This window comes from Burkholderia sp. B10, from assembly GCF_004368385.1.
GTDB classification, from domain to species: domain Bacteria; phylum Pseudomonadota; class Gammaproteobacteria; order Burkholderiales; family Burkholderiaceae; genus Burkholderia; species Burkholderia vietnamiensis.
Genome location: NZ_PQMX01000036.1, coordinates 33412 through 51917 on the forward strand (window position 1 = coordinate 33412; position 18506 = coordinate 51917).

The 18506-nt window shown below is 69.4% G+C and carries 17 protein-coding genes; 10 read left to right on the plus strand and 7 right to left on the minus strand.

Going from position 1 to position 18506, the window contains the following annotated elements:
- The first annotated feature begins 1 nt into the window (after window position 1).
- Both C3Y15_RS18620 and C3Y15_RS18625 read left to right on the plus strand, forming a co-directional pair.
- Window positions 2-595, plus strand: coding sequence for a flavodoxin family protein (locus tag C3Y15_RS18620; RefSeq protein ID WP_059461681.1), 594 nt, complete (start codon window positions 2-4; stop codon window positions 593-595).
- 72 nt (window positions 596-667) lie between these two features.
- Window positions 668-1723: an aldo/keto reductase gene (locus C3Y15_RS18625; RefSeq protein WP_059461680.1), complete on the plus strand. Its 1056-nt coding sequence runs from the start codon at window positions 668-670 to the stop codon at window positions 1721-1723.
- Between the two features lie 69 nt (window positions 1724-1792).
- On the opposite strand, the gene C3Y15_RS18630 is transcribed toward C3Y15_RS18625, so the two are convergent.
- Window positions 1793-2521, minus strand: a complete 729-nt coding sequence (locus C3Y15_RS18630) for an ABC transporter substrate-binding protein (RefSeq protein ID WP_011880544.1) — start codon at window positions 2519-2521, stop codon at window positions 1793-1795.
- A gap of 145 nt (window positions 2522-2666) precedes the next feature.
- On the minus strand, window positions 2667-2960 hold the full coding sequence (locus C3Y15_RS18635) for an antibiotic biosynthesis monooxygenase family protein (protein ID WP_011880543.1): 294 nt from the start codon (window positions 2958-2960) through the stop codon (window positions 2667-2669).
- 205 nt (window positions 2961-3165) lie between these two features.
- On the opposite strand from C3Y15_RS18635, the gene C3Y15_RS18640 reads away from it, so the two are divergent.
- Both C3Y15_RS18640 and C3Y15_RS18645 read left to right on the plus strand, forming a co-directional pair.
- Window positions 3166-4611 carry an HD domain-containing phosphohydrolase gene (locus C3Y15_RS18640; RefSeq protein ID WP_059461679.1) on the plus strand — a complete coding sequence of 482 codons (1446 nt, stop codon included), beginning with the start codon at window positions 3166-3168 and terminating at the stop codon, window positions 4609-4611.
- A 66-nt stretch (window positions 4612-4677) separates the two neighbouring features.
- Window positions 4678-6450 carry a histidine kinase gene (locus tag C3Y15_RS18645; protein ID WP_124260145.1) on the plus strand — a complete coding sequence of 591 codons (1773 nt, stop codon included), beginning with the start codon at window positions 4678-4680 and terminating at the stop codon, window positions 6448-6450.
- A gap of 22 nt (window positions 6451-6472) precedes the next feature.
- Here C3Y15_RS18645 and C3Y15_RS18650 read toward each other — a convergent pair whose 3' ends face one another.
- From C3Y15_RS18650 to C3Y15_RS18670, 5 genes are all read right to left on the minus strand, one after another.
- Complete coding sequence (locus C3Y15_RS18650; protein WP_059461678.1) at window positions 6473-7549, minus strand: alpha/beta fold hydrolase; 1077 nt, start codon at window positions 7547-7549, stop codon at window positions 6473-6475.
- A gap of 338 nt (window positions 7550-7887) precedes the next feature.
- Window positions 7888-8271: a GtrA family protein gene (locus C3Y15_RS18655; protein WP_011880539.1), complete on the minus strand. Its 384-nt coding sequence runs from the start codon at window positions 8269-8271 to the stop codon at window positions 7888-7890.
- A 16-nt stretch (window positions 8272-8287) separates the two neighbouring features.
- Complete coding sequence (locus C3Y15_RS18660; RefSeq protein ID WP_059461677.1) at window positions 8288-9331, minus strand: glycosyltransferase family 2 protein; 1044 nt, start codon at window positions 9329-9331, stop codon at window positions 8288-8290.
- A gap of 24 nt (window positions 9332-9355) precedes the next feature.
- Window positions 9356-10735 carry a glycosyltransferase family 87 protein gene (locus C3Y15_RS18665; protein ID WP_059461676.1) on the minus strand — a complete coding sequence of 460 codons (1380 nt, stop codon included), beginning with the start codon at window positions 10733-10735 and terminating at the stop codon, window positions 9356-9358.
- Entirely contained in the window at window positions 10732-11970 is a 1239-nt protein-coding gene (locus C3Y15_RS18670; RefSeq protein ID WP_059461675.1) for a glycosyltransferase family 87 protein, read from the minus strand. The genes C3Y15_RS18665 and C3Y15_RS18670 overlap by 4 nt, the downstream gene beginning before the upstream one ends.
- Window positions 11971-13009: 1039 nt before the next feature.
- On the opposite strand from C3Y15_RS18670, the gene C3Y15_RS18675 reads away from it, so the two are divergent.
- The 6 genes from C3Y15_RS18675 (at window position 13010) to C3Y15_RS18700 (ending at window position 18501) form a co-directional block, all read left to right on the plus strand.
- On the plus strand, window positions 13010-13192 hold the full coding sequence (locus C3Y15_RS18675) for a Flp family type IVb pilin (protein ID WP_011880534.1): 183 nt from the start codon (window positions 13010-13012) through the stop codon (window positions 13190-13192).
- Window positions 13193-13362: 170 nt separating this feature from the next.
- On the plus strand, window positions 13363-13569 hold the full coding sequence (locus C3Y15_RS18680; RefSeq protein ID WP_011880533.1) for a Flp family type IVb pilin: 207 nt from the start codon (window positions 13363-13365) through the stop codon (window positions 13567-13569).
- 31 nt (window positions 13570-13600) lie between these two features.
- Window positions 13601-14140: a prepilin peptidase gene (locus C3Y15_RS18685; RefSeq protein ID WP_014726178.1), complete on the plus strand. Its 540-nt coding sequence runs from the start codon at window positions 13601-13603 to the stop codon at window positions 14138-14140.
- A gap of 32 nt (window positions 14141-14172) precedes the next feature.
- Entirely contained in the window at window positions 14173-15573 is a 1401-nt protein-coding gene (locus tag C3Y15_RS18690; RefSeq protein WP_011880531.1) for an ATP-binding protein, read from the plus strand.
- A gap of 35 nt (window positions 15574-15608) precedes the next feature.
- Window positions 15609-16454: a Flp pilus assembly protein CpaB gene (gene cpaB, locus C3Y15_RS18695; RefSeq protein WP_011880530.1), complete on the plus strand. Its 846-nt coding sequence runs from the start codon at window positions 15609-15611 to the stop codon at window positions 16452-16454.
- Between the two features lie 112 nt (window positions 16455-16566).
- Window positions 16567-18501, plus strand: a complete 1935-nt coding sequence (locus C3Y15_RS18700; RefSeq protein WP_034193650.1) for a type II and III secretion system protein family protein — start codon at window positions 16567-16569, stop codon at window positions 18499-18501.
- Window positions 18502-18506 lie beyond the last annotated feature (5 nt).

Here is an 18506-nt window from a genome sequence, read left to right on the forward strand (position 1 = left end):
CATGACGCAATCGACTTCCTCCGCGGCCGGCACGGTCGTCGTCTACCACTCCGGCTACGGCCATACCGAACGGATGGCAAAGGCCGTCGCCGACGGCGCGGGCGCCGTGCTGGTCGCGATCGACGCCGACGGAAACGTCGCCGACGACGCGTGGCGCACGCTTGCCGCGGCCGACGCGATCCTGTTCGGCTCGCCGACCTACATGGGCGGCCCCAGCTGGCAGTTCAAGAAATTCGCCGACGCCACGGCGAAGGCGTGGTTCGAAGGCGCGTGGCGCAACAAGCTGTTCGGCGGCTTCACCAACAGCGCGAGCGTCAACGGCGACAAGCTGAACACGCTCGAGTACTTCGTGTTGCTGGCGGGCCAGCACGGCGGCCTCTGGGTCAGCATGGACCTCAAGCCGGCGAACCTGAAGGCGTCGCAGCGCGACGACCTGAATCGCATGGGCTCGTATCTTGCGCCGATGGCGCAGACGCCGGCCGATGCGTCGCCCGACGAAATGTCGCTGGGCGATCTCGAGACCGCCCGCCGCTACGGCGAGCGCGTCGCGACCGTCGCCGCGCAGTGGCGCGCGGGGCGCGCGCAGATCGGCTGAATTCGCATCCGGCGCGCGACGCGTGAGCGCGCGCCGCCGCATGCGGTGTTGGCGAACCGGAAAGGAACCAGGATGAAATACAAGCAATTGGGCCGCACGGGCCTGTACGTCTCCGAGCTGTGTCTCGGCACGATGACGCTCGGCGGCAATGCGGACGCCGGCATGTGGGCGGCGATCGGCGCCGTCGGCCAGCACGACGCGAACCGGCTGATCGAACGCGCGCTGGCCGGCGGCATCAACTTCATCGATACCGCGGACGTCTACTCGTTCGGCCAGTCCGAGCGCATCGTCGGCCAGGCGCTGAAGGACCTCGGCGTGCCGCGCGCCGACGTCGTGCTGGCGACCAAGACGGCCGGCGCGATGGGTCCGAAGCCGAACGATCAGGGCGCGTCGCGCGCGCACATCATGGATTCGGCGCAGCGCAGCCTGGAACGGCTGCAGGTCGACCATATCGACCTCTACCAGATCCATGCGAACGATCCGGTCACGCCGATCGACGAGACGCTGCGGGCGCTGGACGACCTGACGCGTCAGGGGCTGGTGCGTTATGTGGGCGTCTCGAACTGGCGGGCCGGCAAGATCGGCAAGGCGCTCGGGCTCAGCGAAGCGCTCCGCGCGACGCGCTTCGAGACCCTGCAGGCCTATTACTCGATCGCCGGACGCGACGTCGAGCGCGAGCTGGTGCCGCTCGCGCGCGACGAGCAACTGTCGCTGCTGGTCTGGTCGCCCCTCGCCGGCGGCCTGCTGTCGGGGAAGTTCGGGCCGGGTGCGCCTACCGATGCCGGTGCGCGCCGTGCGCATTTCGATTTCCCGCCGGTCGATCTCGAGCGCGCGTGGCCGTGCGTGGCGGCGATGCGCACGCTCGCCGACGCGCGCGGCGTGTCGGTGGCGCGGATCGCGCTCGCGTGGCTCCTCGCGAAGCCGCATGTGACGAGCGTCATCGTCGGCGCCAAACGGATCGAGCAGCTCGAAGACAATCTCGGCGCGCTCGACGTCGTGCTGAGCGCGGACGAGCTGGCGCATCTCGACACGGTGAGTGCGCTGCCGTCCGGCTATCCGGACTGGATGATCGAGCGTCAGGCGGCGGGGCGGTATCCGCGGCCGTTCGTGCCGGCCGCCGCGGAGTAATGCCGGCGCCTCCGTCCGCACCGAGGCCGCCGCCGCCATGCAGCGCGGCCGGCGAGTGGCCGGTCAGCGTTACGGCGCGACCGACGCGCCGCTGATCCCGTGCCGCCGCAGCGCATCGGCGACGAAGCCCGACGCCTTCATCTCCTCCACGAATGCGCCGAGCAGCGCGGCGGCCGCTTCGCCGCGACTCTTCGGCACGCCCATCGCCTGCCGGATCACCATGAAGCGCTCGCCGAGCAGCCGCAGGCCGGGCGTCTTCGCCGCATCGGCCTCGAGCTGCTGCTTCACGCCCGCCGCGACTTCGAGCCGCTTGTCGACGAAGGTCGGCACGACGTCCGCCGAAGTCGGCGCACGCACGATCTGCGCGGCCTTCAGCTCGCGCGTGAGAAACAGGTCGTACGCGCTGCCCTTGCCGACCGTCACGCGGTTGTGCGGCTGATCGACGTCGGCATTGCTGCGGATCGGCGAATCGTCGCGCACCAGGTAGTAGCCCTCGATCAGCACGTACGGCTCGGTGAACGCGACCGTCTCGCCGCGCAGCGGATCGATCGCGAAGAAGCCGAAGTCGGCGCGCTCGTCGGCGAGCGCCTGCACCGATTTGCCGGCCGCGTCGAACACGACCAGTTCGAGTTCGGCCGACAGGCGCTCGGCGAATGCGCGCGCGAGGTCGATCGACACGCCGAACGGCTCGCCGGTGGCCGGGTCGCGGTTCGCGAGAATCGGGTTGCCGAGATTGATCGATGCGCGCAGCTTGCCGGTCGGCGTGAAGGCGGCGAGGACGGAAGGGTCGATGGTCATTGCGAAGGCTCGTAGAGGATCGGTTGCGCGAGGTGCGCGGGATGCGGCGTTGCGCTCACGCGCGAACGGCGCGCGCGAGTGCGCGTGCGCGTGCGGGCGCGACGCCGCCTATGCGGGGCGGCGCGCCGCTCGCGTGTCGCGGCGCTCACTTCACCGCGACTTCCGTATGCACGACCTGCGGCGGGCTCTTGAAGAACGGGCCAGCCAGCTGCCGCCACGCCTGGAAGTCGTCCGACTGGCGGAAATGCACCATGTGGTCGTCGACGGTTTCCCATTCGACGACGAGCAGATAGCCGCCGCTGCGCTCGATCACGCGATGCAGCTGCGCGCCGCCGCAGCCGCGCGCCCGCGCGAACAGCGGCAGTGCGGCGCGAACCGCCGCTTCGAATTGGGCGGCTTGCGCCGGATCGATTTCGAGCGATGCCATTTCCAGGATCATGCGTGCTCCATAGGTTGAATGAGTGTGCAGCCGGCGCGTGCCGCGCTCGGCGCGCCCCGCCACGATACCGGAAGCCGGCGCGCGTCGCAGCCAGCTGCGCCGCCAGTCGGCTGCGCTGCATCAGCGTTTTCCCCGATACGGAATACGCGCCGCCGGCCGTTCTCACAGAGGAGAGGTGGTGAAGACAATTGATCCGAGGCCGATTATGACGATTTCCGCGACGAACGGAACAGACGCAACCGATTGCGCGACCGGCATGACTGCCGCGCTGCCTGAAACGATCGGCGCAACGGCGGACGGCGAGCCGCGCCGCACCGCGTCGATCCTGCTGGTCGACGACGAGCCGAACGTGCTGTCCGCGCTGCGGCGCGTGCTGCGGCCCGCGAATTACGAAGTGTTGACGGCCGACAGCGGGGAGGCGGCGCTGGAAATCCTCGCGACGACCGAAGTCGACCTGATCGTGTCCGACATGCGGATGCCGACCATGAGCGGCGCGGCGTTTCTCCGCCGTGCCCGCGCGCTGTACCCGGAGACGATGCGGGTGCTGCTGACCGGCTATTCCGACATCGCGTCGATCGTCGAGGCCGTCAACGAGGGCGGCGTGTATCGCTACCTGAACAAGCCCTGGGACGATCAGGACCTGCTGATGACGCTCGAGCAGGCGCTCGAGCAGCGGCGCCTGCGCGCCGAGGCCGCGCGGCTCGCCGCGTTGACCGAAGCGCAGAACGAAACGCTGCGCCGGTTCAACGCGGAGCTGGAGACCCAGGTGCGCGCGCGCACCGAGGAGCTCGCGCAGACCGTGCTGTTCCTCGAAGCCGCGCAGCAGGACCTGAAAAGCAGTTTCACCGCGATGGTCCAGGTCTGCGCCAGCATGATCGAGCTGCGCTGCGGATCGGCGAGCGGTCATGCGATGCGCGTCGGCGAGATCGCGCGCCGGCTCGCGCTGTCGGCCGGGATGAGCAGCCTGCACGCGCAGGACGTGTATTACGCGGGGTTGCTGCACGGGATCGGCAAGCTGTCGCTGCCCGACGAGCTGCTGCACAAGCCGATCGTCAAGATGACGACCGACGAACACAGCCTGTTCCAGCAGCACCCGCTGCGGGCGCAGATGGTGCTGACACCGATCGCGCAATTGCACAAGGTCGCGTCGATCGTGCTGCACCAGTACGAGCGCTTCAACGGACGCGGGACGCCCGACGGCCTCGTCGGCGACGCGATTCCGCAAGGCTCGCGGATCGTCGCGATCGCGCGCGACTTCGAAGGGTTGCGCAACGGCGAAATCGGCGCGCCGCATTCGGTCGAGCAGGCGATCGACGTGCTGCGCTCGCAGGCCGGCGTGCGCTACGACCCGCTGCTCGTCGCGCGCTTCATCGACCTGATGCGCGATCCCCAGAACCTCGGCATCGCGGCGTCGGTGGCGGAGATCCAGTCCGCGCAGCTGCGCGAGGGCATGCAGCTCGCCGACGATCTGCGCACCCATCGCGGCGTGCTGCTGATGACGAAGGGCAGCGTGATGACGGCGCACCAGATCGAACTCGTGCGCCGCTTCGAGGCGCGCGAAGGCACGTCGTTCGACATCCTCGTGGTGGCCGGCGCGACCGGTGCGACGGGCGCGGGCGCGGCTGCGGCGAGCCACGCGCCGCCCGCCTGAGCCGGCGCGCGGCTGCACGGCCCTCGCACGCGAGGGCCACGCGTTCAATCCGACCGAGGCGCAATCATGCATGGCACCTACAATCTGCCGCTCGTCCTGCTGTCGCTCGTGATCGCGACGCTCGCCTCGTACACGGCGCTCGACCTCGCCGCGTTCATCTCGCTGCTCGAGAAGCGGACGCTCAGGCGCGCCTGGCTGGCAGGCGGCGCGGTCGCGATGGGCACGGGGATCTGGTCGATGCACTTCGTCGGCATGCTCGCGCTGTCGCTGCCGATTCCGCTCGGTTATGCGCTGACCGATACGGGCGCATCGCTGGCGATCGCCGTGCTCGTGTCGTACTTCGCGCTGACCGTCGTCACGCGTGCGCGCCTGGGCGGCGCGCGGCTGCTGGCCGGCGGCATGCTGATGGGCGCGGGCATCGTCGGGATGCACTACACCGGGATGGCGGCGATGCGCATGACGCCCGGCATTCGCTACGATCCCGCGCTGTTCGCGGCGTCGATCGGCGTGGCGGTGATCGCGTCGACGGCCGCGCTGTGGATGGCGCAGGCGTTGCGCGCGCAGCACGCGCGCCATGCGAGCGCGCTGCGGATCGGCGCGGCGCTCGTCATGGGCATCGCGATCACCGGCATGCACTACACGGCGATGGCGGCCGCGCATTTTGCGCCGGACGCGCGCTGCGGCGCCGCGAACGGGATCGATGCGCCGTGGCTCGCGACGACCATCGCGATGTTCACCACCGCGACCTTGACCGTCACGCTGCTGGTGTGCCGGTTCGACGCCCGCACGACGTTCCTGCGCGGCATGACCGACACGCTCGAGTGGCTGGTGCGCGTGCGCACCGCGGAGCTCGAGACCGCGTTGCGCCGTTACGAGCAGACCACCGCGATGCTGCAGCGCACGCGCGAGAACATGGCGACCGAGATCGACGAGCGCCGTGCCGCGCAGGCGCGGCTCGAGCAGGAGAAGGACGAACAGCGGCGCCTGTTGCGCGCGCTCGAGGACACCCACGTGCAGCTGCTGCAATCGGAAAAGCTCGCGTCGATCGGCCAGCTCGCGGCCGGCGTCGCGCACGAGATCAACAATCCGATCGGCTTCATCAGCGCGAACCTCAACACGCTGCGCACGTGGGTGCGCAGCCTGCTCGACGTGCTCGCCGCGCACGACGCGCTGCTGCCGCAACTCGAGCCGGCCGCGCGCGACGCGCTGGCGGCGCAGCGCCGCGCGGCCGACCTCGACTACGTGCGCGACGAGATCGTCACGCTGATCGACGAGTCGATCGACGGCGCGGTGCGCGTGCGGCGCATCGTGCAGGACCTGCGCGATTTCTCGCGGCCGGGCAGCGGCGAGTGGAGCGTGGTCGATCTGCACGCGGGCCTCGACAGCACGCTGAACGTGGTCCACAACGAACTGAAGTACAAGGCCGACATCGTGCGCGAGTACGGTGACGTGCCGCCGGTCGAATGCCTGCCGTCGCAGTTGAATCAGGTGTTCATGAACCTGCTGGTCAACGCGGCGCACGCGATTCCGACGCGCGGCGTGATCACGATCCGCACGTCGAGCGACGGCGAATGCGTGTCGATCGCGATCAGCGACACCGGAACCGGCATGGCGCCGGACGTCGCGCGGCGGATCTTCGATCCGTTCTTCACGACGAAGCCGGTCGGACAGGGTACGGGGCTCGGGTTGTCGGTGTCGCACGGGATCGTCGAGCGCCATCGCGGCACGATCGACGTGACGAGCGTGCCGGGGCAGGGCACGACGTTCTGCGTGCGGCTGCCGATCCGGCGGTCGCACGCGGACGCGAGCGACGCGACGGCGATCGCGCAGCGCGCGTGAGCCGTGCATGCGCGCCGCCGCGCTAGCGCTTGCGCCGTCGCCTGCGGAAGAAATTCCAGAACATCGCGGTCGCATCCGGCCCGGTCGCGGAATGGAACGCCTCGCGCGGATCGCCGCCGCTCCACGCATGGGCGAGGCCGTGCACGATGCAGACGCGCACGATCACCCGGCCGCCGTGCAGATAGTCGGTGTAGCGCACGCCGTCGTGCGTGTACGTGCGCTGCTCGCCGACGCGCGGCTCGCCTGCCTCGTCGATCAGCCGATTGAGGCGCGCGAACGCGACGCCGAGCTGCACCGCGTTCTGCTCGGCGACGACCGTGTCGAGCCCGCCGTGCACGATCAGCGCGGGCATGCCGGGGTAATGACGCGTGTCGACGCAGGTGTCGACGGTGCGGATCGGATCGTCGCGCAGCCCGCGCCGCATCACGCTCATCGCGGCCATCGTCGACAACGGCGGCGCGATGGCCGGGCCGGAGTGCAGCCCGACGGCCGCGAACCGGTCGGGATAGTCGAGCGCGAGCCGCGCGGCCAGCCCGGCGCCAGCCGACATGCCGGCCAGATAGACGCGGTCGCGATCGAAGCCGCGTTCGCGCACGATCGCATCGACCAGCGACGCGATCGCCGGCGCTTCCGACAGCGATGCATCGCCATGCCAGTTCCAGCAGCGGTGCGAGTGCGCCGTCTTGGCCTGCTCGGGCAACAGCACCGCACACCCGGCGCGCGCCGCGACGCGGCAGATGCGCGTGCCGGCCGCGAACGATTCGGCGGTCTGCTTGCAGCCGTGCAGCATCACGACGAGCGGCATGTCGCGCGTCGTCGCCGCCGCGGCGGGCAGGTACAGCGCATAGGCGAGATGGTTGACGAGGCGGCCGGCGGCCGGGCGCGCCGAATGGAACGAACGCAGCCACGCGCCCTGCGTCTCGCGCGGCGACGTGCGGGCCGCGGGCGCGGCGGGGCGGGCGGCGCGCGCCGTCTTGGTGGCGGCGCTACGCTTGACCGACGCGGCGGGCTTCGCGGTTTTACGTTTCGGCCGCGTGCTGGTGGCGGCGGCAAGCAGGTCGAAAGGCCGGAGCCAGAGGCTGGATTTTTTCCTGGGCATGGACGAGTCACGAGTCTCGTGCCGACGGCGCGTAGCGCCGAAGCCGGCGTCGAATGGGAGGCGGGTGCGCACCGAGCACGATTCGTGCCGCGCAGCGTGCGAGCGTCGCCGCCGTCCCGCGGCGGACATGCCATCCTAGCAGGCGTCGCGCCGATCGGCTGCGACGGTTCGATGACCGTTCGATGAACGTCGCGACACGGCCGCGCGTGCGGCGCATGCGATCGGATGCGAGCGGTAGACCGAAGCAGCGGTATCGGCGGAAGCGGTGCAAGCCGCCGCATCGCCGTCTCATGCAACGATTGGATGCAGGCCACCGGGCCTCGCACGACGCCGACGCGTCAGCGATACGTCCACGCGCGGTGCATCACGAACATCGTCGGCGGGATCAGCAGCGCGATCGCGACTATGGCCGCGCCGCGCGAAACGTCGAGCAGTTCGGCGGCGCGCGCGAGCAGCATTGTTTCGATGAAGCCGGCCGTTGCGACGGTGAGGTAACGCAGCAGGTTGCGCGAATGCAGCGTCGACGAGAAGCTCCACAGCGTGTTCGCCAGATACGAGAACGCGGTCGCGCAGACGAACGCGGCCGCGTTCGCGGCGACCTGCGTCGCATCGAACCAGGCATACAGCGCGGACGCGACCAGCACGTGCAGCGCGGTCGAGCCGAGCCCGGTCACGCCGAAACGCGCCAGCCGCGCACGTTCGGCATACAGCAGCGCGAACATCGGCGCGCCCCGCGGCTCAGCGCGCGCCGACCCGCACGCGCGCCGGCTGCACGCGCCGGCGTGCGCCGGCCCGCCGCGCATCGCGCGCGACCGGCAGCTCGATCACCTTCGCGTGCGCCTGATAGCGGCGGCGCACCAGATAGACGGGCCGTTGCTTCGTCTCGTCGTAGATGCGCCCGACGTACTCGCCGACGACGCCGATGCCGATCAGCTCGATCCCGCCGATGAACAGCATGATCGACAGCAGCGACGGATAGCCGAGCACCGGATTGCCGAACAGCAGCGTGCGGGCGATGATGAACGAGCCATACAGGAACGCGAGTGCGGCGATGCACACGCCGATGTAGGTCCAGCTGCGCAGCGGCACGGTGCTGAAGCTCGTGATGCCTTCGAGCGCGAGGTTCCACAGCTTCCATCCGGAGAACTTCGAGTGCCCGGCGCTGCGCGCGTCGCGCTGATACTCGACGATCACGGTGCGGTAGCCGACCCACGCGAACAGCCCCTTCATGAAGCGATGCCGTTCGGGCAGGCCGCGCAGCGCGTTGACGACCTTGCGGTCCATCAGCCGGAAATCGCCGACGTTCTCCGGCAGCTTCACGTCCGACAGCAGGTTGTGCACGCGGTAGTAGATCGCGGCGGTGGTGCGCTTCGCGAACGAATCGCAGGCGCGGCTGCTGCGCTGCGCGGCTACCACTTCCGCGCCGTCGCGCCAGTGTTCGATCATGACGGGGATCAGGCTAGGCGGATCCTGCAGGTCCGCGTCGAGCGGGATCACCGCGTCGCCGGCCGCTTCGTCGAGGCCGGCCGTGAGCGCCGCTTCCTTGCCGAAGTTGCGGGTGAGGTCGATGATCCGCACGCGCCGATCGCTCATGCTGGCGCGGATCAGGCGGTCGAGCGTGTCGTCTCGGCTGCCGTCGTTCACGCAGACGATCTCGAAGCGGATCGCCTCGATGCCCGCCATCAGCGGAATCACGACGTCGAAGAAGCGTTCGACGGCTTCGCCTTCGTTGTAGAACGGCACGACGAGCGACACGAGCGGTGTGTAGAGCGATTCGCGCATGACGGGTTCCCCTGTAATGACATATCAGCGATCGGCGCCGAACAGCGGGCGGCCGATGCGGCGCAATCCGTGCGTCGAGCGGTGATGCGACCGGGCCGGATGCGTGAAGCCGGTGTCGGTCGAGTGATCGTGCGCGTCGGGCATCGACGGCACGTCGCGTCGTTCCTGTGCGATCCGGGCGGCGAGCATCGCGAGCGACGCGAGCGTGACGAGCGGCATGAACTGGAACGACAGATGCGGCACCAGCACGAGGCCGGCGAGCGGCATGACCCACATCAGCAGCAGCCACTCGCGATCGAAGCGCCGCCAGCCGTGCGTCCACGCATAGCGTGCGTACCACGCGATCACGAGGCCGTACCACGTGAGGTCGTAGTCGAACAGATACGGGCTGACCAGCAGGCAGGCACAGGCGAGCGTCGCCGCGCGCAGCGCGTACGAACACGCGCCGCGCCACGCGTACCCCACGACGAGCGCGGCGGCCGCGCCGGACAGCAGCTGCAGCGTGCGCGCCAGCGCGGCCGGCCATCCGGCGTACGCGGCCAGCGCGAACACCGTCGGCATGCGCGCGAGCTGCGCATGGCCCGCGTCGACGTTGCGGTATGCGTCGGCGATCCCGTGTCCGAACGCGATCCACGTCTCGAAGCCGAACGCGAGCGTCGACAGCACGACGCCCGCGGCGAGCGTCGCGGCCCATGCCGCGAGCGCGCGCCATTGCGCGGCGCACAGCAACGCGAGCGGGAACAGCACGGCGATCTGCGGCTTGACCGTCAGCAACGCGAAGCAGATGCCCGCCGCGACCGGGCGCCGGTTCAGCGCCAGCAGGCCGAGGCCCGCCAGCGCCGCGCTCGCGAGGCTCGTCTGTCCGGCGAGCAGCGCGACGAACGCGCCGGGAAACGCCAGCGCACACAGCAGCGCGGCGTCGCGCTGCACGGTCGCGCGGATCGTCGCTGCGAACAGCATCCACGTGAGCCCGAGCCAGATCGCGAGCGCGCCCGGATACGGCAGCCAGCCGAGCGGCGCGACCAGCAGCAGCATCGTCGGCGGGTAGAGCCACGGTGCGGAGCCGCCGGCGAGATTCAGCGTCGGAATCGCCAGCCGCTCGATCGCGAACAGCGACGGAAAATGCCACGCATCGAGCGCATGCCCGTGCACCGCGAGCCGCGCGGCGCTCCACAGCGGCGCGAAATCCTGCGCGAGCGGCTCGGGCACCGACGTATGCGAGCCGTGCACGCGCGCGAGATAGACGCAGACGAACAGCAGCTCGGTCAGCAGGGCCGCCCCCGCATACGTGCGCACGCGATCGCGATTGAGCCAGTGCGGATGGCGGCGCGGGCCGGCGATCGGCAGCTCCGGATGAGCATCGATCGCCGAGCCGCCATGCAGCAGGAAGCGCGGCGCCTTCATTGCCGTTCCCGCGGCGGCAGCGCGACGCGCCGCACGATGATCAGCAGCACGGCGAGCAGCACGACCGGGCCGATCTGCGGCCACTTCGTGATCCGGTTGAACACTTCGAACACCGGCAGCAGCCACGCGAGAACGATCACGATCTGGTCGCCGGGCAGCCAGCCTTCGTCGAGGCCGTGCGCGATCAGGCAAAACACCGCGATGCCGAGCCAGGTCAGCTCGTATTGCCACAGGTACGGCGTCGCGAGCAGCGTCGCGACGGCCAGCACCGCGCCGCGCAGGCGCATGTCGGTCGTGCGGCGCCACACGGAGACGGCCGCGGCCATCGCGAGCAGCGCGACGGCGCCCTGCACCGCGAGCGACACCGCGATGGACGCACCGGCGAGCCGCATCGCGGCGAACGGCGTCGGCGACACGAACCAGTACGCGGGAAGCGTGAAGTGCATGCCGCGCACGATCGACAACGCGTGAGCGAGGCCCTCCAGCGAGCCTGGGCCGGTCAGTGCGAAACCGGCCGCGGTGAACAGCGTCGTCGTGACCGCCGCCGCGCCGAACGCGCGCCATGCGCGCGTCGCGATCAGCACGAACGGGAACACCGTCGCCATCTGCGGCTTGATGGCGAGCAGTCCGATCAGCACGCCGGCTACGATCGGGCGCGGGCCGAGCAGGTGCAGCGCGAGCGCCGCGATGCCGGCGGTGAGCAGCCCGTTCTGCCCGTACAGCACGCACGCGCAGACGGCCGAGTAGCCGAGCACGACGAGCACGGCGGCGCGCGGCACGGGCAGGTGCGCACGCAGGCCCGACAGTCGCAGGACGGCGTACGCATAGCATAAAAGACTGCCCGCAAAAAAGAGGATGTACGCGGGCAGGAAAGGCACGAGGGCGACCGGCGCGATGAACAGCAGCATCGTCGGCGGATAGAGCCAGGGCAGCGACTGGTGACCCATGTAGGCACCGAATTTCGCGACCTCGGCCCGTGAGAAGAACACGGGATCGTAGACGGCTGCGGCATGACCGTGCAGCACCAGATGCGATGCACTCCAGAACACGGAGAAGTCGACGCCGGGGCGGGCGGTGGTTTGCGCCGTGAACGCGTCGGTGGTGACGGCCCATGTGATCACGAAGCCCACGCACAACAGCAGCATCACGCAGCTGTACGGAACGATTCGGTCGGCCGTCAGCCATTGAGCACAGCGTGTCGCGCGATAGCGCATTCCATCATTGGCCGTGTACATGATGCCCCGTGTCTGGTGAATGCCGCGTGGTGTGCGCGCGGCTTTTCGTGTTGTCGTGTATCCGGATCGAATCGCATTCGATGGCGCTGTCCGGTGAATGCATTGTTGGAGAAAAAATCGCACGACGCAAACCGCGGCCGGAAACGCGCGATGTCGATGCGGCAGTTCTTCGGCCGAAAACGGCGTTTTTACGTCAGAGAAATCGGTCGCCGCGCAATTCATGTTTCTCGCTTGAAACATTCCGCGTTTGTCGCTGCTTCGGGACTGCATCGAATACGCGTCGGATGAATGGCGTCGCGGGTTCGGGAAAGTCCCGAGAAAATTTTTCGAACCGCCCTGGCAGCGCGCCTGCGCCCGGCCGACGCGCGCCGATGCCCGCCGCGCATATATCAAATCTGAAACATTTCGGGTGTCGCACTGCCGCCGGCCCGGCGCATGGATCGTCGGAATCCTTGCTGCGCCTCGATTGTCGGTCGGCTGGCCTGCTCTTTGCGTCTAGGGCCGCACGGCAGGCGACGATGCGAGCCGCGACCGGTTGACGCAGCAGAACATACCGGAGCGCCTCACCCGTGCAGGACGATGGACCGCAAGCGCGTCGGGGAATACGGCGTAGTGGTCCACGCAGCGGCGGGCAGCATCGTCGACCGATCGATCGAGCGAGCGTCAGCATCGTTCGCGCAATAAGAATCAGATGACAGCATTGGGGAATAAAAATGACAGACCACAGCACCACGCGGCTCGCATGCCGCGACGGGAACCTTCAGCAGTATCGACGCGCTTGCGTCGGTCATTCAATCCGCGGCCTTGTGCAGGACGGCAGCCGTGCCGTCCGGTTCGATCGCGATGTATCGCCGATCGGTCCACGCATGTGCAGCGCACACACCAGCTCACCGACGTCTCCAGGTCCGGATCGGCTCGCAGCCGGCCGCACCCGTCGCTGAGCCTCGGCTCCGAGTTTCTTTGTAGTACCGGTGGTACCCGCTCCCCGCGTCTATTCCAGACCACGGGGTTTTCGTAGCAGTGCAAAAGGAGAGTAGCCATGTCCACGTTCATCCAGAAGGTCCGCGGTTTCGTTCAAGACGAGCAAGGCGTGACGGCCATCGAATACGGCCTGATTGCCGCGCTGATCGCAGTCGGCCTCGTTGCCGCGCTGACGCTGGTCGGTAACGACCTGAAGACTGTGTTCAACACGATCGCAGACGACCTCAACGCGGCGATCTGAATGACGGGGCGACGAACGGCTGGTCCGGCCCGTTCGTCGCCATGTCGTCCGTCGAGCAGGGCCGGACATACCAAGCAACGAATGTCTGATGGACCGAATGGCGGATGGCTCGGCCGGTGCGCTCCGCGAGCCGTCTCCCGCTCGGTCGATCAACCGGATCGGAGGCCGTCATGCGCGCCAGGGTACTTGCAGTAGCGGTATCGCGATGGATAGACGACGAGCGAGGGGTGACGTCGATCGAATACGCGCTGCTCGCAGCGGTGTTCGCGACCGTCGTGCTCGGCGCCGTGGTCGCGCTGAAGGGCTCGGTTCAAGGCGCGTACGACGCGATCGCGTCGATCGTGACCGCGGCGGTGAATACCGCGCTCGGGCAGTAATCCAGATCGTTTCATTTGACCGAGGTTCGCCATGTTGCCAGTTGCGCCGCCTTATCCGGTTCCGTTGTGCGTGACGCTGCTCGTGATCGTGGCGGCCAGCACGGACCTCGCGAGCCGCCGCATCCCGAACCGGCTCGTCGTCGCAGGGCTCGCCGGTGCGCTGGTCGCGCAATGTGCGCTGCACGGCGTGCCGGCCGGCGTGCTCGCGTGGCTTGCCGGCGCGGCGACCGGCCTCGGGCTGCTGCTGCCGTTCTATCTGCTGCGCGGCATGGCCGCCGGCGACGTGAAGCTGATGCTCGCGATTGGCGCATGGGTTGGCGCGCAGATGACCTTCTACATCGTGCTGGCCACCTTCGTCGCGGGCGGCGTCGGTGCACTCGGCTTCGCGCTGCTGCGCGGCCGCATGCGCCGGATGTGGACCAACGTGTGGATGCTGGTCGCGCATCGCGCCGCCGCGCCGCTTGCAGGGGCAACCGACGGCCCCGTCGAATCCGCGTCGGTCGGCGCGTTGCCGTATGGCGTCGCAATCGCCGTCGGCACGCTGGGCATGCTGTTCGCATCGTGCGCATAGCGCGGCGTATCCGCAACGAGGATGGAACGAACATGAACACGAATCCCACCGAACCGAAACGCGACGCGCAGGTAGCGCATCTGCCGCAGCCGTCGCCGCAGCGGGAAGCGCATGCGAAGCCCGACGCGCAGCTGCCGCCGGCGCCGCGCTCGATCGCGGAAACCGGGCTGAGCCAGACCTTCGTGGCCGGGCTCGTGCTGAAGGCGACGCTGGTGCTCGGCCGCCCGTCGTACGGCGATCTGATCGAGCGCCACTGTCTGCCGCTCGCGGTGCTCGACGACGTGTTCGCGTTCCTGGTGCGCGAGCACCTGGTCGAGCTGACCCATCGCGGCACGACGGACCTCGACGTGACGTTCCGCCTGACCGACGCCGGCCGCGTCGCGGCGCTCGAAGAGCGCGCGCGCAGCAGCTACAGCGGGCCGGCGCCGGTGCCGCTCGATGCGTATCTCGCCTGCATCGACGCGCATTCGGTGCGCAAGCTGCGCGTCGCGCAGAACGACGTGTGGGCCGTGTTCGACGGCGTGATCATGGACACGTCGATCCTCGACGCGGCCGCCGCCGCGCTGAATGCCGGGCGGCCGCTGCTGATCCACGGGCCGGCCGGCAGCGGCAAGACCTATCTCGCCGAGCGGCTCGGCGCGCTGATGGCCGGTCATGTGCCGGTGCCGTACGCGATCTGCGCGGCCGGCGAAGTGATCCAGATCCACGATCCGCTCGTGCACATCGACGCGCCTTCGCAAGGCGAAGGACAGTCGGTCGATCGCCGCTGGCGACTCTGCGAGCGGCCGGTCGTGATGTCCGGCGGCGAGCTGACGCTCGACGAGCTCGACCTGCGCCGCGACGACGCGGCCGGCTTCTACCAGGCGCCGCCGCACATGAAGGCGAACATGGGCATGTACATCGTCGACGATCTCGGCCGCCAGCGCGTCGAGCCGCGCGATCTGCTCAACCGCTGGCTGCGCCCGCTCGATCGCGGCGTCGATTTCCTGACGCTCGATTCCGGCACCCGCTTCGTGCTGCCGTTCGACGTGTGGCCGGTGTTCTCGAGCAACCTCGCGCCGGAGCAGTTCGCCGACGAAGCGTTCCTGCGCCGGCTCGGCTCCAAGCTGCACGTCGGCGCGATGTCGATCGAACACTACCGCGCGGTGTTCGACGCCGCGTGCGAGTCGCTCGGGCTGGTGTCGTCGCAGGACGCCTTCGACTACCTGCTGCACCGGCTGCACCTGCCGACCGGCAAGGCGTATCTCGCGTGCTACCCGACCGACCTGCTGCGCCTCGTCGCCGCCGGCGCGCGGTATCGCGGCGATCCGCCCGAAGTGACGCACGACGCGCTGCATGACGCCTGGGCCAGCTATTTCGGCGCGGCGCCGGAGCGCGACGGCGGGTATCTGCCGCCGGGCGAGCGCGGCGGTCGCACGCACGTCGCCGGTTGAGTTGTTTCTTTCACGATTCGTCGAGGAGCATTGCCATGAAAAACAGTCGAGCAATCTTGATGCTGGTGGTCGCGATGGTCGCGGGGCTTGCCGCGGTCGTGTTCGCGTCGCGCTGGCTGATGAACACGTCCAACGGTTCAGTCACGTCCGTCGCGGTCGCGACCACCGACCTGAATCTGGGCGAGCCGCTCGGGCCGAACCAGATCCACATGGTGAGCTGGCCGGCGGGCAGCGTGCCGACCGGCGCGTTCACCGACACGAAGGAACTCGAAGGGCGCGTCGTGCGCACCAGCCTCGCCCGCGGCGAGCCGGTGATCGAGTCGAAGCTCGCGCCGGTCGGCACCAAGGGCGGGCTGTCCGCGGTGATCGCCGACGGCAGCCGCGCGATCACGGTGCGCGTGAACGACGTGGTCGGCGTCGCGGGCTTCGCGCTGCCAGGCAACTACGTCGACGTGATCGTCAACACGCAGGAGCAGCAGGGCAAGACCGACGGGCAAAGCATCTCGAAGATCGTGCTCGAGCACATCCTGGTGCTGGCGGTCGCGCAGCAGGTGAGCCGCGACGACACCGCGCCGAAAGTCGTCAACGCGGTGACGCTCGAAGTCACGCCCGACCAGGCCGAACGCCTCGACCTCGCCCGCAGCGTCGGCACGCTGTCGCTGGTGCTGCGCAACCAGGTCGATCACAAGACGCTCACCACCGACGGCGCAACCAAGATGACGCTGCTCGGCAAGGCACCGGTGCCCGATGCACCGCCCGCGCCGGCACCGGCCCGCGTGCGGACCGTGCGCGTGCACGTCGCGTCGCACGCGTCGTCGGAGGCACGCCGCGATTGCATCGGCGTACTGACCGGCGTGCACGGCAGCGTCGAGTGTTTCTGAAGCCGCACGACAGGCCCACACAACAGATTAACCAGATCGGCCGCCGTCAGGGCACGGCGGCCTTGGAAGTCGACAACCGGCGCTGCGCCGGTCACTCGGGGGATCAGACGAAATGAAGATCAATCCGCAACACTCAGGTACCGGCCCGGTGCGCACACGTATCGCACGAGGCGCGATGATGGCCGCGATCCTCTGTACCGGAACGCTGACGGTATACAGCGCACTGGCGCAGGAAGCCGCCGAATCGGCGGCATTGACGAAGGGCGGCGCGAGCGCGCCGGCCGCCGTCGCGAAGGGACCGATGCAGATGACGATCAGCATGGCGCCGGCGATCGCCGCCGCGCCGGCCGCGGCTGCCGGGCCGCTGCGCGGGCCGAACTGCGTGGGCGCGGTGCGCGATTCGACCAGCGTCAGCGTGCCGCTCGGCAAGTCGTTGCTGGTGCCGATGCCGGAGGCGGTCCGCAATCGCACCATCGGCAATCCGGCCGTTGCGCAGGCAACCATGGTATCGCCACAGACGCTCTACATCCTCGGGCTGTCGGTCGGCACGACCAACATGATCGTGCAGGGCAAGAGCGGCGCGTGCCGCGTGATCGACGTGGCGGTCGGCGCCGATGCGGGCGGCCTGCAGGCGTCGCTGCTGCAACTGATGCCGGCCGAGCGCGACATTCACGTATCGACCGCGGCCGGCACGATCGTGCTGGCGGGCACCGTGTCGAACTCGCAGGCCGCGCAGCAGGCCGTGCAGATCGCGCGCGCCTACAGCGACAGCGCCGGCGGCGGCGAAGGCGGGACGGCCAAGGGCGGCGGCGTGCTCAACATGCTGTCCGTCACGTCGCCGCAGCAGGTGATGCTCGAGGTCAAGGTGGCCGAGGTGTCGAAGACGCTGATCAACCAGATGGGCAGCGCGCTGAACATCCAGGGCGGCTTCGGCTCGTGGAGCGGCGCGCTGGTCAGCAACCTGCTCGCCGGCGTCGCGAGCGCCGCGGTGTTCAACAAGGCGAACAACAAGCCGTTCAGCATCGCGGCCGACGCGCAGAACACCGACAACCTCGTGAAGATCCTCGCCGAGCCGAACCTCGTGACGATCAGCGGCCAGGAGGCGACGTTCCTCGCCGGCGGCAAGATCTTCATCCCGGTGCCGCAAAGCAGCGGTACCGGCGTGTCGACGATCACGCTGCAGCAGGAGGAATTCGGTGTCGCGCTGAAGTTCACGCCGACGGTGCTCGCGAACGGCCGCATCAGCCTGAAGGTCGCGCCGGAAGTGTCGGAGCTGTCGCAAACCGGCGTCACGCTGAGCGCGACCAACATCGGCGGCACGTCGATCCTGCCGCTCATCACGACGCGGCGTGCCTCGACGACGGTCCAGATGAGCGACGGCGAGTCGTTCGCGATCGGCGGGCTCATCAAGGACAACGCCACCGGCGCCCTCAAGGCGATTCCCGGCGTCGGCGAAGTGCCGGTGCTCGGCGCGCTGTTCCGCAGCACGTCGTTCCAGCAGGACCGCACCGAGCTGATCTTCCTGATCACGCCGCACCTGGTGAAGCCGCTGCAGAGCGCCGACCAGCCGATGCCGACCGACAGCTTCTCGAAGCCGAACGAAGCCGACGTGTACGCAACCGGCAACATGGAAGGCCGCCACGGCGTGCGCCGGCCGGCCGCGCAACCGGCGAACGGCGCCGCGGATGCGCCGCAGGCACCGGCGCCCACGCCCGCGCAGCAATCGGCTGCGCCGGCGGCGGCCGCGCCCGCACCGCGTGCCCCGGCGCCCGCCGACGCACCGGCGCCTGCCGCGGTCCAGCCGGAGAACGCGGCGGCAGCCGCACCGGCTGCGGCCGGTGCGGTGAGCGCGGCGCCGGCCGTCGCGCAGCCGCCGGCCGATGCGGCCAACGCAGCCAACGCAGCCCGTGTCGCACGCATCGAAGCCGCCGCGGCGCGTCTCGCGGCGGCCGCGGGCAGCACGCCGCCCCAGAAGCCCCGGCTGCCAGCCGCCGCCCACGCGCAGGTCGCGCGGGCGAACGCAGGCCCCCAGTCCACCGATCGTTGAAGCCA

What these genes read in the sequence shown, in the direction of transcription:
- C3Y15_RS18650 (WP_059461678.1), bottom strand. Translation starts at nt 7,549, where the DNA reads ATGCCCAGGAAAAAATCCAGCCTCTGGCTCCGGCCTTTCGACCTGCTT.
- C3Y15_RS18680 (WP_011880533.1), top strand. Translation starts at nt 13,363, where the DNA reads ATGCGCGCCAGGGTACTTGCAGTAGCGGTATCGCGATGGATAGACGAC.
- C3Y15_RS18655 (WP_011880539.1), bottom strand. Translation starts at nt 8,271, where the DNA reads ATGTTCGCGCTGCTGTATGCCGAACGTGCGCGGCTGGCGCGTTTCGGC.
- C3Y15_RS18690 (WP_011880531.1), top strand. Translation starts at nt 14,173, where the DNA reads ATGAACACGAATCCCACCGAACCGAAACGCGACGCGCAGGTAGCGCAT.
- C3Y15_RS18700 (WP_034193650.1), top strand. Translation starts at nt 16,567, where the DNA reads ATGAAGATCAATCCGCAACACTCAGGTACCGGCCCGGTGCGCACACGT.
- C3Y15_RS18640 (WP_059461679.1), top strand. Translation starts at nt 3,166, where the DNA reads ATGACGATTTCCGCGACGAACGGAACAGACGCAACCGATTGCGCGACC.
- C3Y15_RS18635 (WP_011880543.1), bottom strand. Translation starts at nt 2,960, where the DNA reads ATGATCCTGGAAATGGCATCGCTCGAAATCGATCCGGCGCAAGCCGCC.
- C3Y15_RS18630 (WP_011880544.1), bottom strand. Translation starts at nt 2,521, where the DNA reads ATGACCATCGACCCTTCCGTCCTCGCCGCCTTCACGCCGACCGGCAAG.
- C3Y15_RS18625 (WP_059461680.1), top strand. Translation starts at nt 668, where the DNA reads ATGAAATACAAGCAATTGGGCCGCACGGGCCTGTACGTCTCCGAGCTG.
- C3Y15_RS18660 (WP_059461677.1), bottom strand. Translation starts at nt 9,331, where the DNA reads ATGCGCGAATCGCTCTACACACCGCTCGTGTCGCTCGTCGTGCCGTTC.
- cpaB (WP_011880530.1), top strand. Translation starts at nt 15,609, where the DNA reads ATGAAAAACAGTCGAGCAATCTTGATGCTGGTGGTCGCGATGGTCGCG.
- C3Y15_RS18620 (WP_059461681.1), top strand. Translation starts at nt 2, where the DNA reads ATGACGCAATCGACTTCCTCCGCGGCCGGCACGGTCGTCGTCTACCAC.
- C3Y15_RS18685 (WP_014726178.1), top strand. Translation starts at nt 13,601, where the DNA reads ATGTTGCCAGTTGCGCCGCCTTATCCGGTTCCGTTGTGCGTGACGCTG.
- C3Y15_RS18645 (WP_124260145.1), top strand. Translation starts at nt 4,678, where the DNA reads ATGCATGGCACCTACAATCTGCCGCTCGTCCTGCTGTCGCTCGTGATC.
- C3Y15_RS18675 (WP_011880534.1), top strand. Translation starts at nt 13,010, where the DNA reads ATGTCCACGTTCATCCAGAAGGTCCGCGGTTTCGTTCAAGACGAGCAA.
- C3Y15_RS18670 (WP_059461675.1), bottom strand. Translation starts at nt 11,970, where the DNA reads ATGTACACGGCCAATGATGGAATGCGCTATCGCGCGACACGCTGTGCT.
- C3Y15_RS18665 (WP_059461676.1), bottom strand. Translation starts at nt 10,735, where the DNA reads ATGAAGGCGCCGCGCTTCCTGCTGCATGGCGGCTCGGCGATCGATGCT.